Below are 14,077 nucleotides of genomic sequence, written 5' to 3' on the forward strand. Positions count from 1 at the left end.
CTTCTTTACTATGCGTTATACCCAAATAATTTTAAATCTTCTCCTGAATCTGAAATAATCTTCTCAAATTGTAATCCTATTTTTTCTAAAAGCTTTCCTGAGGCGATGTTATCTAAAGAAGTAATTGCTACAATACGTTTCATGCCGAGCTTTTGTACACCGTATTCGATTACAGCAGAAGCTGACTCGTAACCATACCCTTTTGAACGAAACTTTTCTAAAAAGGCAAAGCCAATATCAACATCTTCTAATGAATCTCTTTTAATAAGGCCACACATACCAAGTGGAGTGAAATCTTCTTTTCGTTCCACTAAGTAAAGACCAAACCCCATTTTATTATACATATCAACGGGTCCATTTAAGATGTATTTTTTTGCATCTTCTAAGTTATTAATCCTTTTATCCCCAATAAAATGAATCCATGCAGGATCGTTTACTAATTCAAGAATAAATGGAGCGTCTTTTATATCAAACCAGCGAAGAATGAGTTGTTCAGTTTCAAGAACTATCAATCCAATGCACCACCTTTAACATTTATAATAATTAGTATGGATTGCGTAATACAAAATCGCAACATATTTTAAAAGAGTCCTACTTGTTCACATAAAGTTCGTTTGTTTTGTATAAAGGGATATTTTATAATTAAGATTGATTGTAAAGAGTGAGATGCTTATACAATGACTCCTAGGTGACTAGGAGTTTTTACTATATAACTATCATTATTACTAAATATGACACACTACACATTCTACTCAAGGAGGTACATAATGAAGAAATTATATAATGCATCGTTTACGTATTTGATTATCGGTTTATTATCAGGGATTTTCGCTAGGGAGTATGGTAAGTATAAAGGGATTTTAGGATCTACTTTGTTAAATCTTTTGCATACGCATACACTTGTACTTGGCTTTTTCTTCTTTTTAATTGCTTTAGGATTAGCAAAAGTATTCGCGTTTCATGAAGTGAAAGGCTTTAATAAGTGGTTTGTTTTACATAATATTGCATTAACTTTAATGTTAGGTTCGCTAGCAGCGAGAGGGCTTCTTCAGTTAAATGGAGCTGACTTTAAAGGGTTAACTTATATTGTAGGCTTCTCTCATTCGTTGATGGCAGTAACTTTAATTTGGTTTATGTTGTTAATAAAGAAATCATTTAAAATGTAGTAAAAAAGAACTTGTAGCGTGTGCTGCAGGTTCTTTTTTATATGTTTAGGATTAATAATCTTATTTTTCTAATTATTTTGTATAAAAATGGTATACTAATTTTAAACTTAAAAAGGAGAGTTGATTATGGAAATAACAATTGAACATGTAGTAAATGAATTAAAAGGCATACTTCCTGAAGATCGAGTAGTAATAAATATGACAGTACGAGAGTTACATAGTAAAGATGAATCTTACCACGTTAGTAGTTTACCTGATGTAGTTGTTTTTCCAAAAACGACTGAAGAAGTTAGCGCGATAATGAAAATAGCGAGTCAGCACGGAACAGCTGTCGTTCCATTTGGAGTAGGGTCCAGTTTAGAGGGACATGTAATTCCTTGCGAAAAAGGAATTACAATGGACTTTTCTCTTATGAACAAAATACTTGAAATAAGAGAGAAGGATTTTCTTGTGAGAGTACAGCCAGGAGTGACGCGCTCTCAGCTTAATAAAGAATTGAAAAAGTATGGATTATTTTTTAGTGTAGACCCAGGAGCTGATGCAACGTTAGGAGGAATGGCTGCTACAAATGCGAGCGGAACGACAGCGGTAAAGTATGGTGTAATGCGTGATCAAGTTCGAGATTTAGAAGTCGTTCTTGCTGGTGGAGGAGTAATACATACCGGGAATTTAGCGGCGAAGTCATCATCAGGTTATCATTTAAATGGTATTTTCGTAGGATCAGAAGGAACACTTGGATGTTTCACGGAGTTAACTTTAAAAGTATACGGTATACCAGAACATGTTATGGCTGCGAGGGCATCGTTTCCAACTATAAATGATGCAGTAGAAGCTGTAATTAACATATTACAAGCAGGTATTCCAATCGCGAGAATTGAACTCGTTGATGAATTATCTATGACACAAGTAAATCATTACAATGAAACAAGTTACAGAGAAGAACCGACACTGTTTTTAGAGTTTCACGGCAATGAAGCGGGGTTAAAGCAAGATATTGAATTTACGAAAGAAATCGTTCTTGATCATAAATGTATAGAAATTGCGTTTGAGACGGAAACAGCAGCGAGAAATAAACTATGGGATGCAAGACATAACTTAGCGTACTCTTACGTGCATAGTTATCCTGGTAAAAAGCTAATGAGTACAGACGTATGTGTGCCAATTTCGGAATTAGCTGGAGCGATTCAACATGCGAAAGAGGTATTACATAAAGTAGGGCTTATTGGCGGTATTCTCGGTCATGTTGGGGATGGGAATTTCCATGTACTCTTAATGATTGACACAAATGAAAAAGAGGAAGTGAAGAAGGCAGACGAAATAAATGAAAGTATCGTTCGGTATGCTCTTAAACGAGGAGGAACGTGTACAGGAGAACATGGCGTTGGAATCGGAAAACGAAAGTATCAAGAAGAAGAACATGGGGCGGCATTATTTGTAATGGAGAAAATAAAGAAAGCTCTTGATCCGCAAAATATTTTGAATCCGAATAAGGTGTTTCAATTAAAAGATAGGGGCTGAGTGGATGAAAGTACTAGAAGCGATAAGTAATATAGCTGGAAAGTATTTTGCATTGTGGACCGGCTGCTGTACTCCCAAGTGTATTAGCGGCAGTATGGCATAACATTGCAGGGCCAATATTAGCAACCATCTGGTCAAAAAATACAAAGAATACTTTCAGCGATGAAAATGTATCAATAAATATAGAAAAATAGGAATGATAAATAATGCAAAAACGTATTGTACATTTTGAAGGAATGGTTGTATTTTTAGCCACGATTTATATGTATTCGATATATGAGTTTAGTTGGATTATATTTTTTGTATTCCTTTTAGCGCCGGATCTATCAATGTTAGCATATGGGATTAATAATCACGTTGGTGCGAAAATATATAATGTATGTCACACATATATCATATCCATATTAATTGTTCTAATAGGTGTCTATTTTAAGATGGATATCGTTATAATGATTGGCTTAATATGGACAGCACATATTGCAATGGATCGAATGTTTGGATATGGATTGAAATATGAGACGGATTTTAAGGATACTCATATTCAACGGTTATAATTTGTTTTGAGAAGAGGGGTACGTTGAAGCAGAGAATTGCTATCGAAGAATATAATGTCAAATGGGAAAGTGAATTTAATAAAATATACACTCTTATTAACAATGTAATGGAAGACAGCATTGTATCTATTGAACATGTTGGGAGTACATCTGTTAAAGGGCTTGCATCAAAACCAATACTAGATATTGATATTGTAATAGAAGAGTACGAAATTTTTCATGAGGTATTAAAAAAACTTGAGAAGATAGGGTACTATCATCAGTTAGAATGGAGCTTTAAAGGAAGAGAGGCGTTTGGAAGAAAGGATACGTTCGTTCCATGGAACGAGGGAAATACAGTTTGGATGGAACATCATTTATATGTGTGTGATAAAAATAGTGAAGAGTTGAGAAGGCATATAGTGTTTCGAGATTACCTTCGTGAACATACTGAAGTAGCTAATGAGTATGGAAACTTGAAGGAAGAGTTAGCAAGAGAGTCGAAAAATCGATCTAGTTATATTGAGGGTAAGACCGTATTTATTACAAATATATTAGAAAAAATAAACTAAAGCAGCATGGAATACATGCTGCCTATTGTTTTGAAATAGAAAGCTGCCATTATAAAACAAATACAAACTGGCCCTGTTGATTGATGCGGTTACTAAATATAATAGGAAACAAAATAGAAAAGAGCGGAAAAGAGGGAGCTTATGTACATACCAAAATATTTCGCAATACAAGATGAAGAGATGAAGTACGAAATAATGGAACAAAATAGCTTTGCGACATTATTTTCTCAACATAACGGAGAACCATATGCAACGCACTTGCCGTTGTTATTAAATAGGGAGCCCCTTACTTTACATGGTCACTTCGCACGGCCGAATGAACAGTGGAAAGATATTGGGACTCAGCAAGTATTAGCTATATTTCAAGGACCACATAGTTACATCTCTCCGTCATGGTATGAAACAAACAATGCAGTACCAACATGGAATTACGTTGCAGTGCATGTATATGGTGAATTAGAAATTGTTGAAGATGAGAAGACATTAGTAGATTCTCTTCAAGATTTAGTAAGTAAATATGAAGATCCAGAGAGCACCTACTCACTTAATGATGTAGATCCGAATTATATGGGAGGATTAAGTAAGGGAATAGTTGGATTCAAAATAAAGATAAATAAAATAGAAGGAAAAGCGAAGTTAAGTCAAAATCATTCTGTAAAGAGACAGAATTTAGTTGTGGAGAAACTTGAGAAAGTTGGTAGTGAGGAGAGTAAGAGGATTGCGGAGTTGATGAGAAAATAAAGCCTACATGAAAGGGAAATATTCTAAATAAGCGTATTTAAAAAGACCTTCTTAATTGAAGGTCTTTCATTTTTTAAAGTGCTTTTTCAGTTGTTGTTGAGTTGTAGTCTTTACTTACGTCAACGGATTGAACAAGGTCAGGTCTTTGGGGTGCAGGAAGATCAGCATGACCCGCTTGGTATGTAAATGAACTATGAATGCCAGTAGCCAAAATACCGAAAACAGATAGTCCTAAAAAAACAGAGCTAATTTTTTTAATCATTTCAATGCCCCTTTCTCAAACGTTTTTTCTTTTGCTTGTAACGCTTTATGAAAATATTCACTTGCCTTAATGTGGTTATTTTCACTATAAAATTTAACAGCTAATTTTTCTGAGTATTCTTGAGTGTAGTTATATAATAATTCTTTGTCGAAAAACGTAATTCCTTTAAGGATAATTGTTTCTAATTCTTCAGAAGCAACATTATTATTTAGTTCGTTTAGAATTTTAAAATGATATATATATTCTTCATTATTTAATTCCGTACAAATTTTTAACCCTTTTTGGATTAATCCTTCAGCGATACTTGTTTCATCTAGTTTAGAGTGTTCTCTTGCTTGCAAGAAGAGAGCCTTGAAATGTGTTGGTTTCTTTTCGGTCACTTCTGATAGGTGACGGATTGCGAGTGTGGAGAGGTTTTGACTGGCATACAACCAACCCAAATTATTACGTACACTTAAAATTAATTCTTTTTCATCAGATTTTTGTAAAAGGTGTATTGCTGAATTATATTGCTCTTCCGCTTGTTCATATTGTTTTAAATATACAAATGAGGCACCTAATGTATTTTTACATAATCCAACTTTAACTTCAAAGCCAGTTTGTTTATCGAAAATCTCTTTAGCCTTAGTTGCATATTCAATAGATTCAATTGGTTGGTAAAAGTGATAATGGAAAATCGCCATTCGATAATAAAATTCAGCATGCTCTAGATTATCAGTGTTATTTACTAATAATAACTTAGCCTGTTCATAATGTTCGCTAGCTAAGTTATAGTCTGTGGTTAAAGTTGCATAAATGCCTTTAAAGAAATGATAGTAGTAAGACAGTGGATGATTGGATGAGATTACGTAAGAATCTATTTTATCAAAGCTATCTTTTGAAATACTTAAACTATCTGTCAAAACTTTATGTCGAAACTCTAGTAAGGAATGATATAATGCTAAATTTTCATCTTCCTCGAAGTTTAGTTCCTTTTCCTCAATTTCATGCTTTAAGTTTGTCGCTTGGGACACATCTTGTTTTAGCATAGCCAAATACCAGTCATTAAATAATTTTGTAATTTGTTCATTACCTTGTAGTTGAACGTTCATGAAATCCCCTCACTTTTTGAATATTCTTATAAAATATAGTATCAAAAATAAAAATATTTAGAAATGATGTTTTATATTTCTCAATATTTGTTTAACAAGCTTACGAGTAAGTCTATTGGAATAGTGTAGAATTTGTTTTGGATTAAAGAAATGGCATCGGGGGATGTGTATTTTAAAGTTTTAGTTGAGTGGGGGGATATAAAAAGGGTGCGTTCACACAATTTATATGAACGCACCTTTTTACATATTAAACAATCAAGTCCCACAAAAAGTACGATAAGGGCGATTCGTCGGTGCAGGCGGAATGCAGTATTCTTCTTGATCTGTAGAATACGCATAAGGATTTGATAAAGCTTCAAGAAGTTTCTCCATTACGCTATAGTCGTCATTTGTAACAGCTGCTTCTAGTGCTTCTTCTACACGGTGGTTCCTCGGGATGATTGATGGGTTATTATTTTTCATCATCTCGTAGGCGTTTTCTTTCGATTGTTCTTGCCTTTCTAATCGAGATTGCCACAGTTTGTACCATTCTTTAAATTCAGGACTTTCAAATAGAGCTGTATTTTCGCTAGCATCAAGAGTTAATGAACGGAATGTATTTGTATAATCCGCTTTATATTTCTCCATCATTTTTGAAAGTTGCTCAATAAGTGATTGATCTTGTTCTTCGTTGCTAAATAGTCCTAATTTCTTTTTCATTCCAAGGAACCACTGTTTTTCATACTGTACGCTAAATTTCGAGATTTCATCTTGAGCGATTTTTAGTGCTTCTTCTTCATCTTCGTGCAGAATCGGTATTAAAGATTCTGCTAGTCGAGCGAGGTCCCATGCGGCCATATATGGTTGATTTCCATATGCATAACGGCCTTGTGTGTCAATAGAGCTAAATACGGTTCCTTGGTCGTAATTGTCCATAAATGCACAAGGACCGTAATCAATTGTTTCGCCACTGATCGTTATATTGTCAGTGTTCATTACGCCGTGAATAAATCCAACAAGTTGCCATTTTGCGATAAGACTGGCTTGTCTTTTAATGACTTCTTGTAGTAATGCAGTATATCGGTTTTCATGAGCTTCAATTTCTGGATAATGCCTTTTTATCGTATAGTCAGCTAGCGATTGAAGATCCTCGATTGAGCCACGAGCTGCAGCATATTGAAATGTACCGACGCGAATATGGCTACTAGCTACTCTAGTTAAAATTGCTCCAGGTAACTTTGTTTCACGATAGGTTGGTTCACCGGTTGTGACAACTGCTAAACTGCGGGTAGTTGGAATATCGAGTGCATACATTGCTTCGCTAATAATATATTCACGTAGCATCGGACCGAGTGCAGCACGACCATCTCCTCGGCGTGAATAGGGAGTAGGGCCAGAACCTTTCAGTTGAATATCGAAACGCTCACCTGAAGGAGTAATTTGTTCGCCAATTAAAAGAGCACGACCGTCGCCTAACATATTAAAATGTCCGAATTGATGGCCAGCATATGCTTGAGCTAATGGATGAGCTCCTTCTGGGAGTGCATTACCAGCGAAAATAGCAATTTCAGCTTCCTTTTTCAGTTCTTCAGGGGTCAAGCCAAGAGATATCGCTAATGAATGGTTTAGTTTAACTAACTCCGGTGAACTTACGGGAGTAGGGGGGATTTCTGTATAAAATGATTGTGGTAAAGTCGTATAACTATTATCTAAATTCCAACCTGTTTCATTATTTTTAGTCATTGTATCTCCTCCTTTTTGTATTTTAAATTATGTATTTGTACGTATGTATTCTTTGTAAAGTTAACTAAAAGTATAATATAATATTTCCCCTTGCAATCTATTGTAAGGACTTCATTGCACTATGTCTATTTAACAGCAAATTTAAAACCTCCATTTTAAGAAAATGGAGGTTTTATTATTATTTAATTTTTACAATTATTTTCCCTTTTGCTCTTCCAGACTCTGAATATTCCATTGCTTTTTGCGCATCTTCAAAAGGGAAAACTCGATCGATTACAGGTTTGATTTGTCCAGCTTCAATATAGTTTGCAATAGTACGTAATTGATCCCCGCTTGGCTTCATAAATAAAAATGAATATTGAGCATTATGCTTTTTTTCAAGTGTAGTAAGTTTTTTGCTGGCTAATGAAAATAAGAGAGTTTTAAAGAATCCTGAACCAAATTCTTTACCGAAGCGAGCATTCGGCATGCCTGAAACGGAAACAATGTTTCCTCCGCTTTTTATAATATTGAATGATTTTTCAAGTGTTGCACCGCCGATTGTATCAAATACCGCATCATAATTTTTTAGTATATCTTCAAATTTCTCTGTTTTATAATTAATAATTTCATCTGCGCCAAGAGACGTTACTAAATTCGCACCAGCTTCACTAGCAGTCGTTGTAACAGTGGCACCCATTATTTTTGCTAACTGAATAGCAAAAGTACCAACACCACCGGATCCAGCGTGAATTAAAATCTTTTGTCCTTTTTGTAATTGCATGATGTCATGTAATGCTTGATATGATGTTAAGCCAACGAGTGGAATCGAAGCAGCTTCCTCAAAACTTAAATTTTTCGGTTTTAAAGCTATATCATCTTCATGAATGGCTATATACTCCGCGAAAGTACCAATCTTATTTTTTCTTGGACGAGCATATATTTCATCACCAACTTTAAAACGAGTTACTTTTGATCCAACCTTCGTGATGACACCGGCAAAGTCATTCCCAAGGATTAGGGGCATTTCATATTTCAGTAACATTTTTACTTTTCCATCGCGTATTTTAAAATCAATTGGGTTAATGCTAGCTGCATGAATTTCTGCGAGCACTTCATACTCATTAATTTCAGGAGTAGGTACCTCTGCCATACGCATTGGGACTTTTCCATATCTATCAATTATCATTGCTTTCATTTCTTATACCTCCAAGTTTTAATAAAAGTTTTGCAATAGCTTCTCAATATCTAATACAAGATTTTTTAATAAACCTAATTTTGTACGTATATCAATATAATAAAAATTCTTTGTACCTTCTTTTCTCATTAAAATAATGCCAGCTTCTCGTAAAATCTTAAGGTGATGTGATACTGCTGGACGGGAAAGGTGTGTTTGCTTCGTGATTTCTCCTACACGTAATCCTGTTTGACATTCCGTTTCCATTAGCACTAATAAAATAGCTTGACGTGTTTCATCACCAATTGCCAATAATACTTTTTGAGAATCAATAAAATCTTTTTTTATAATATTTAATTGTTCTTGTTTATTCATTTCAATCACTTTGCCTCCAGGTAATTAGTCGAAAGGTTTAAGATGATGAACCATTACTTCGATACGGTAATGCTACATGATTGTTGTACGAGGTGCAATATTGAGAAAGAAAATCGAGACGAATGAATTTTTTATTGTTGAAAATTATAGGGAGATAGAAAAGGGATTGGAAGGATTACATAACACAATAGATGAAGTTTTAAAAACAAAAAATGATGTAACAATAAAATAAGCGGTCGTAACCTTGTATAATCCATAAGGTTACGACCGCTTATAATGTTTGTATTATTTTTGATTTTTACGATAGAACATGGTTCAACGTAAAGTACGTTCTTTTGTTTTACACTTTCATACAGACACAATTCAGGTGGATTATAGATGTATGAAAAGGTAAAAGGAATTTTGGGGCGTAATCTATCTACATGATAATTCAAAATGAAATATAAGTCTATATTTTAATGTTTTTTTTGATTATATTTATGTCACTGAGCTCAGAACAATGATGTGGAGGGTAAATATATGAAATCGAATTATGTACCAGTTTTAATTGTTGGAGGGGGATTATCTGGGTTAGCGTCTGCGTTATTTCTTGCAAAACATAACATTGAGTACTTACTTATTGAAAGGCATCCGTCTCCTGCCATTCATCCGAAAGCAGGCGGTCTTACTTTACGTACAATGGAGTTATTTCGAGAATTAGGCTTGGAACAAAGAATTAAATTGGCAGGTAAAGCATTAGAGAACTGCCGAGGAAGAATAGCGGTTCATACAATAGCTGAGGCGAATAAAGAAGAATTGGAACAAATGAGAGCGACGCAATACAGAAACGATGAAGAGTTACTTCAAAAAATAGAAAAGATTAGTCCATCAAAACAAACTGCATGTTATCAAATTATTTTAGAAGAGATGATGTTACAAGAAGCAAAAACGCTAGGCGGGCAACTATCTTTTTATCATGAATTAGTTTCATTTGAACAAAATGAAAACGGGGTAAAAGCAAAGATTCGAAATCGTGAAACAGAAAAAGAAAGTGTCATACATTGTGACTATGTAATTGCAGCGGATGGAGCGAAAAGTAAAATACGTGAGCAGTTAGGGATTAAAACTGAGGGTCGTGGAACCATTGGTGGCTATTATATGAATATTTATTTTGAAGCTGATTTAAGTGAGTTTATACAAGGAGACGCATTCGGTTTTTCGATGGTACTTCATCCGGAGGTTCTTGGTGCACTTATCCCGGTTGATAACGTAAAAAAATGGATTTATCATGTAGCCTACGATCCATTAAAAGGAGAGAGGCTAGAGGACTTCACTATAGAACGTTGTAAACAAATTATTCAAATAGCAATTGGAAGTACAAATGTTGAATCAGAAATATTAAGTGTTTTACCGTGGGAAGCCGCCGAAAGTACAGCGGTGAAATTTCAAGAAAATCGGACCTTTTTAGTTGGAGATTCAGCACATATTATGCCGCCAACAGGAGGACTTGGTTCAAATACAGGAATACAAGATGCACATAACTTAGCTTGGAAATTAGCGGCTGTTATAAAAGGGAAGGCAAAACCAAAACTGTTAAAAACATATCATGAAGAGAGACACTCTACTGCAAAATTAACGACAGCTTATGCAAGTAGTTTACTGTTTCGTGCGGCGAATAGAGAGGAAGGCGGTTTGAATAATATGGATGGTTTAGCTGTTACAGTTGGATATCAGTATTGTTCCGAGGCGATTATAGATGATTCAGTCACTCCGCATAGAATGGATAGCATAGAGTTGAACGGAAGACCTGGAACGCGAGCACCACATTTAGGGGGAACGTATGAAGGGAAGAAAGTTTCTATATTAGACTTATTCGGTAACAATTTTGTATTACTTACAAGAGTAGAAAATAGTTTTTGGGCTGAGGCAGCACATACTGTTTCAGCTAAATTAGGAATAAATATAAAAGGGTATCGTGTTGGCTTAAGAGGAGACTTTATTGCTCCAGAAGATACTTTTAGCAAATTATATGGTATAGAGAATGGAGGAGCTGTATTAATTAGACCAGATGGCTTTATAGGATGGCGTTCGGAAAAAACGGTAGTAAATCCAGATATAGTATTGGAAGAGGTAATGGGAAATTTATTATGTGATTTTTAAGTAACTACGAAAATATTGTTTTATGTGCTTCACTGTATTGAAAAAAATATTCACAAATTTCAATAGGTTTGATATGATTAAATTCGACAAGTTAATAGAGGCCGGAGATATTTGAGAAAAGCCATAAATTTATTTAGGGATACAGGAGTGTATTCTAAATAATTTATGGCTTTTTTTATTGAATGAACCGTACAAAATAGAGAGTTACATGTGAAAAGGAGGGCTATAGAAATTAAATAGGATAATACTAGTTTTCTATATTAATAATATAGAGAAAGTATATTTGTAAGATTGGAATTTTAATATAGGTTTATAAAAATAATGAAAGTGTGTCTTCTATTTCGTGTAAATCTCATTAGCTTGTTGAAATTTGCAACGTAGGAAGGGTTAGAAGGATGAGAAAGATTATTAGCGTTTTAGTTATTTTCTTTATGACGGGAAGTATCTTTGCTGGGGGAGCTGTTCATGCGAAAGCAGAAGGGAAGCATGAATGGAATACGAATAAGTTTTTAAATATTGCACATCGCGGAGCAAGTGGACATGCACCTGAGCATACTTTTGCTTCTTATGATTTAGTGAAAAAAATGAAAGCGGATTATTTAGAGTTAGATATTCAATTAACAAAGGATGGCCAATTAATTGCAATGCATGATACAGCAGTTGATCGCACTACAAATGGAACAGGCGAAGTACGTGATAAAACGTTAAGCGAAATAAAGAGTTTAGATGCAGGAACGTGGTTTAATAAAGCGTATCCAGAAAAGGCTAAGCAAGAGTATGTTGGGCAAAAGGTTCCAACTCTTGAAGAAATCTTCCAAAAGTATGGAAGAAGTATGAAGTATTATATTGAAACAAAATCACCAGATGTGTATCCAGGAATGGAAGAGAAATTGTTGGCGTTGTTACAAAAATATAATTTAGTAGGTCAAAACATGTCTTCTAGCCGTGTTATGATTCAATCATTTAGTAAAGATAGTTTGAAAAAGATTCATAGTATGAATGAAAATATTCCGTTAGTTCAATTGCTTTGGTATTATCCAAATGAAAACAATGAAATTGTTGAATGGTCTGGCATTACACATGAGCCGAAAAGTGTAACGAATGATGATTTTCAAGAAATTAAAAAGTATGCAGCTGGTATTGGACCAAACTTACGTAATGATAACGGAGAACTAATTATTGATGAGTCATATATGAAAATGGCTAGGAAAAATGGACTTTTAATTCACCCTTATACAATTAATGAGAAACCAGATATGAGACTGTTAATCAAATGGGGTGCTACAGGAATGTTTACAAATTATCCGGATCGATTACATAGTGTATTGAAGGGAAAATAAGTGGAAAAGGGTATACCAGTGTTTTAGGTATACCCTTTTTAATCTAACTCCCCGATAAACGTAATCTCTTTTTCATAGCATTCATCTACATCATAAATAATTTCTTGAAAGTGAAGCGTTTTGAAGGAATGACAAACTGAAATTTCCCATGTCTCCCAAAAATCAATTTCATTTGAAAGAAGAATCCATTTTTGAAATTCACTATCTCTATTAAAGAAATTATGAAAGTAGTCCTCATTTTTAAATATAATGATTTGCGAATCCCACAAATTATTTATAGAAATTAAAACAACAACTCGATATGTATGTGTATCGCTCGGTTTCATATTTATTAAATGATTTGCTTGATTTAATAGGGTTTGAATACATAATCGCTTTACTTTTCTAGGTGTTTTACAAGAGTCAATAAAAGCTTGCGAAACTGGCAATAGCATATTCCAATATTCATCGTTATAGAAAGTAGAAGGGAACGTTTTTGTATGTTCCTCAATTCGCTTTATCATAGTGTTTGTTTTTCGTTTCATACCACGTATTTTCTTTTCACGCATTGTGAGTCATCTCCATAAATTTTTGTAATGCAGCAGAGTAAAACATATCTTTTCTAGTAATAAAAGTAGTAGGAACTTTTTTGAAGCTATTTGGTAAAGGGTTGAATGATATGTCATGTTGATGACCATTTAAAATAGACTTCATCATAATTGCTATGCCCATACCTGATTTTACACATGCGAGTATCGCTTCAATTGTTCCAAACTCTAATACACGCTTAGGTGAAATTCCTTCTTCTTGAAGCCAATCTTCTAATAAATTTCTATAATAGCACCCGTGACTAAATGCAAGTAAATTCATGTCTCCTATGTCTTTAAAGGAAGATAAAGGCTTTTTGCTAATGAGAACTAATTCTTCTTCACGAAATATATTTGTATGAAGTTCAGCATGCTGAGTAGAGCCAGCTATAAACGCTCCGTCCAGTTTTCGTTCTAATACAAGCCTAATCAATTGTTCCGTCGTATTTGATTCTAAAATCAATTCGACTTTTGGGTATTTCTCATAATAGGCCGTTAATATAGATGGAAGTCTTACAGCGGTTGTAGATTCTGTACATCCAATTTTTAAAGTGCCTCTTGGTTCGATCCCATTACTTTGAACTGCTTTAACAGATTGATCCATTAAGTAGATAATTTGTTTGGCGTATATTAATAAAATCTCACCGTTAGAAGTTAAAGTTACACCTTTTCCGTTTCGGTAAAATAAAGGCACACCTAATTCGTTTTCTAGTTGTTTCATACGCATTGTTACGCCAGACTGTACATAGTTTAAATTTTTAGCTGCGTGAGATATGTTTTTTTCTTTCGCAACTTCGTAAAATACAGTTAAATCTTTTATATCCAAGTATCATCCCTCCAGAAAAGATATCATTTTTTTTGATGGATTACATGATAAATCTTTATTTTATATGATA

16 protein-coding genes and 1 pseudogene are annotated in these 14,077 nt (G+C 34.2%); 9 read left to right on the forward strand and 8 right to left on the reverse strand.

Annotation, left to right across the window (positions count from 1 at the left end; translation table 11 throughout):
* Nucleotides 1–8: 8 nt before the first annotated feature.
* Nucleotides 9–512, reverse strand: coding sequence for a GNAT family N-acetyltransferase (locus C4S65_RS03375; protein WP_000636200.1), 504 nt, complete (start codon nt 510–512; stop codon nt 9–11).
* Between the two features lie 255 nt (nt 513–767).
* Between C4S65_RS03375 and C4S65_RS03380 the strand changes: the two genes are divergently transcribed.
* The 6 genes and pseudogenes from C4S65_RS03380 (at nt 768) to C4S65_RS03405 (ending at nt 4,530) form a co-directional block, all read left to right on the forward strand.
* Nucleotides 768–1,166: a DUF2871 family protein gene (locus C4S65_RS03380; protein WP_000737891.1), complete on the forward strand. Its 399-nt coding sequence runs from the start codon at nt 768–770 to the stop codon at nt 1,164–1,166.
* Between the two features lie 126 nt (nt 1,167–1,292).
* Nucleotides 1,293–2,684 (forward strand): FAD-linked oxidase C-terminal domain-containing protein, encoded by a 1,392-nt coding sequence (locus C4S65_RS03385; protein WP_000406578.1) that lies wholly within the window; start codon nt 1,293–1,295, stop codon nt 2,682–2,684.
* Nucleotides 2,685–2,734: 50 nt separating this feature from the next.
* Nucleotides 2,735–2,878, forward strand: a pseudogene (locus C4S65_RS03390) (bile acid:sodium symporter family protein); the annotation flags it as partial.
* Between the two features lie 12 nt (nt 2,879–2,890).
* Entirely contained in the window at nt 2,891–3,238 is a 348-nt protein-coding gene (locus C4S65_RS03395; RefSeq protein ID WP_086406917.1) for a DUF4260 domain-containing protein, read from the forward strand.
* Nucleotides 3,239–3,261: 23 nt separating this feature from the next.
* Nucleotides 3,262–3,789 carry a GrpB family protein gene (locus C4S65_RS03400; protein WP_086406918.1) on the forward strand — a complete coding sequence of 176 codons (528 nt, stop codon included), beginning with the start codon at nt 3,262–3,264 and terminating at the stop codon, nt 3,787–3,789.
* A 141-nt stretch (nt 3,790–3,930) separates the two neighbouring features.
* Complete coding sequence (locus tag C4S65_RS03405; protein WP_098285358.1) at nt 3,931–4,530, forward strand: FMN-binding negative transcriptional regulator; 600 nt, start codon at nt 3,931–3,933, stop codon at nt 4,528–4,530.
* Nucleotides 4,531–4,603: 73 nt separating this feature from the next.
* On the opposite strand, the gene C4S65_RS03410 is transcribed toward C4S65_RS03405, so the two are convergent.
* The 5 genes from C4S65_RS03410 to C4S65_RS03430 all read right to left on the reverse strand — a co-directional run bounded on the left by C4S65_RS03410 (nt 4,604) and on the right by C4S65_RS03430 (nt 9,145).
* Nucleotides 4,604–4,792 (reverse strand): Phr family secreted Rap phosphatase inhibitor, encoded by a 189-nt coding sequence (locus tag C4S65_RS03410; protein WP_000592016.1) that lies wholly within the window; start codon nt 4,790–4,792, stop codon nt 4,604–4,606.
* On the reverse strand, nt 4,789–5,883 hold the full coding sequence (locus C4S65_RS03415) for a RapH N-terminal domain-containing protein (RefSeq protein ID WP_016512493.1): 1,095 nt from the start codon (nt 5,881–5,883) through the stop codon (nt 4,789–4,791). Before C4S65_RS03415 ends, C4S65_RS03410 begins: the two co-directional genes overlap by 4 nt.
* A gap of 255 nt (nt 5,884–6,138) precedes the next feature.
* Nucleotides 6,139–7,605 (reverse strand): protein adenylyltransferase SelO, encoded by a 1,467-nt coding sequence (locus C4S65_RS03420; RefSeq protein WP_086406919.1) that lies wholly within the window; start codon nt 7,603–7,605, stop codon nt 6,139–6,141.
* A 178-nt stretch (nt 7,606–7,783) separates the two neighbouring features.
* The gene (locus C4S65_RS03425) at nt 7,784–8,782 is read right to left on the reverse strand and encodes an NADP-dependent oxidoreductase (protein WP_061666694.1); all 999 of its coding nucleotides are present in this window, start codon (nt 8,780–8,782) and stop codon (nt 7,784–7,786) included.
* An 18-nt stretch (nt 8,783–8,800) separates the two neighbouring features.
* Nucleotides 8,801–9,145 (reverse strand): metalloregulator ArsR/SmtB family transcription factor, encoded by a 345-nt coding sequence (locus C4S65_RS03430; protein ID WP_000571870.1) that lies wholly within the window; start codon nt 9,143–9,145, stop codon nt 8,801–8,803.
* Nucleotides 9,146–9,236: 91 nt separating this feature from the next.
* Between C4S65_RS03430 and C4S65_RS35075 the strand changes: the two genes are divergently transcribed.
* The 3 genes from C4S65_RS35075 to C4S65_RS03440 all read left to right on the forward strand — a co-directional run bounded on the left by C4S65_RS35075 (nt 9,237) and on the right by C4S65_RS03440 (nt 12,615).
* Nucleotides 9,237–9,368, forward strand: coding sequence for a hypothetical protein (locus tag C4S65_RS35075; RefSeq protein ID WP_001227549.1), 132 nt, complete (start codon nt 9,237–9,239; stop codon nt 9,366–9,368).
* A gap of 287 nt (nt 9,369–9,655) precedes the next feature.
* Nucleotides 9,656–11,275 carry an FAD-dependent oxidoreductase gene (locus C4S65_RS03435; RefSeq protein WP_061666695.1) on the forward strand — a complete coding sequence of 540 codons (1,620 nt, stop codon included), beginning with the start codon at nt 9,656–9,658 and terminating at the stop codon, nt 11,273–11,275.
* A gap of 395 nt (nt 11,276–11,670) precedes the next feature.
* The gene (locus C4S65_RS03440) at nt 11,671–12,615 is read left to right on the forward strand and encodes a glycerophosphodiester phosphodiesterase (protein ID WP_001226348.1); all 945 of its coding nucleotides are present in this window, start codon (nt 11,671–11,673) and stop codon (nt 12,613–12,615) included.
* Between the two features lie 38 nt (nt 12,616–12,653).
* Here C4S65_RS03440 and C4S65_RS03445 read toward each other — a convergent pair whose 3' ends face one another.
* Together C4S65_RS03445 and C4S65_RS03450 are read right to left on the reverse strand one after the other, a co-directional pair.
* Nucleotides 12,654–13,163 carry a DUF3916 domain-containing protein gene (locus C4S65_RS03445; RefSeq protein ID WP_061666696.1) on the reverse strand — a complete coding sequence of 170 codons (510 nt, stop codon included), beginning with the start codon at nt 13,161–13,163 and terminating at the stop codon, nt 12,654–12,656.
* Nucleotides 13,156–14,007: a LysR family transcriptional regulator gene (locus tag C4S65_RS03450; RefSeq protein WP_061666697.1), complete on the reverse strand. Its 852-nt coding sequence runs from the start codon at nt 14,005–14,007 to the stop codon at nt 13,156–13,158. The genes C4S65_RS03445 and C4S65_RS03450 overlap by 8 nt, the downstream gene beginning before the upstream one ends.
* Nucleotides 14,008–14,077: the final 70 nt, after the last annotated feature.

Origin of the sequence: Bacillus sp. ok061 (assembly GCF_900108285.1) — a bacterium.
Taxonomy (GTDB): Bacteria; Bacillota; Bacilli; order Bacillales; family Bacillaceae_G; genus Bacillus_A; species Bacillus_A thuringiensis_S.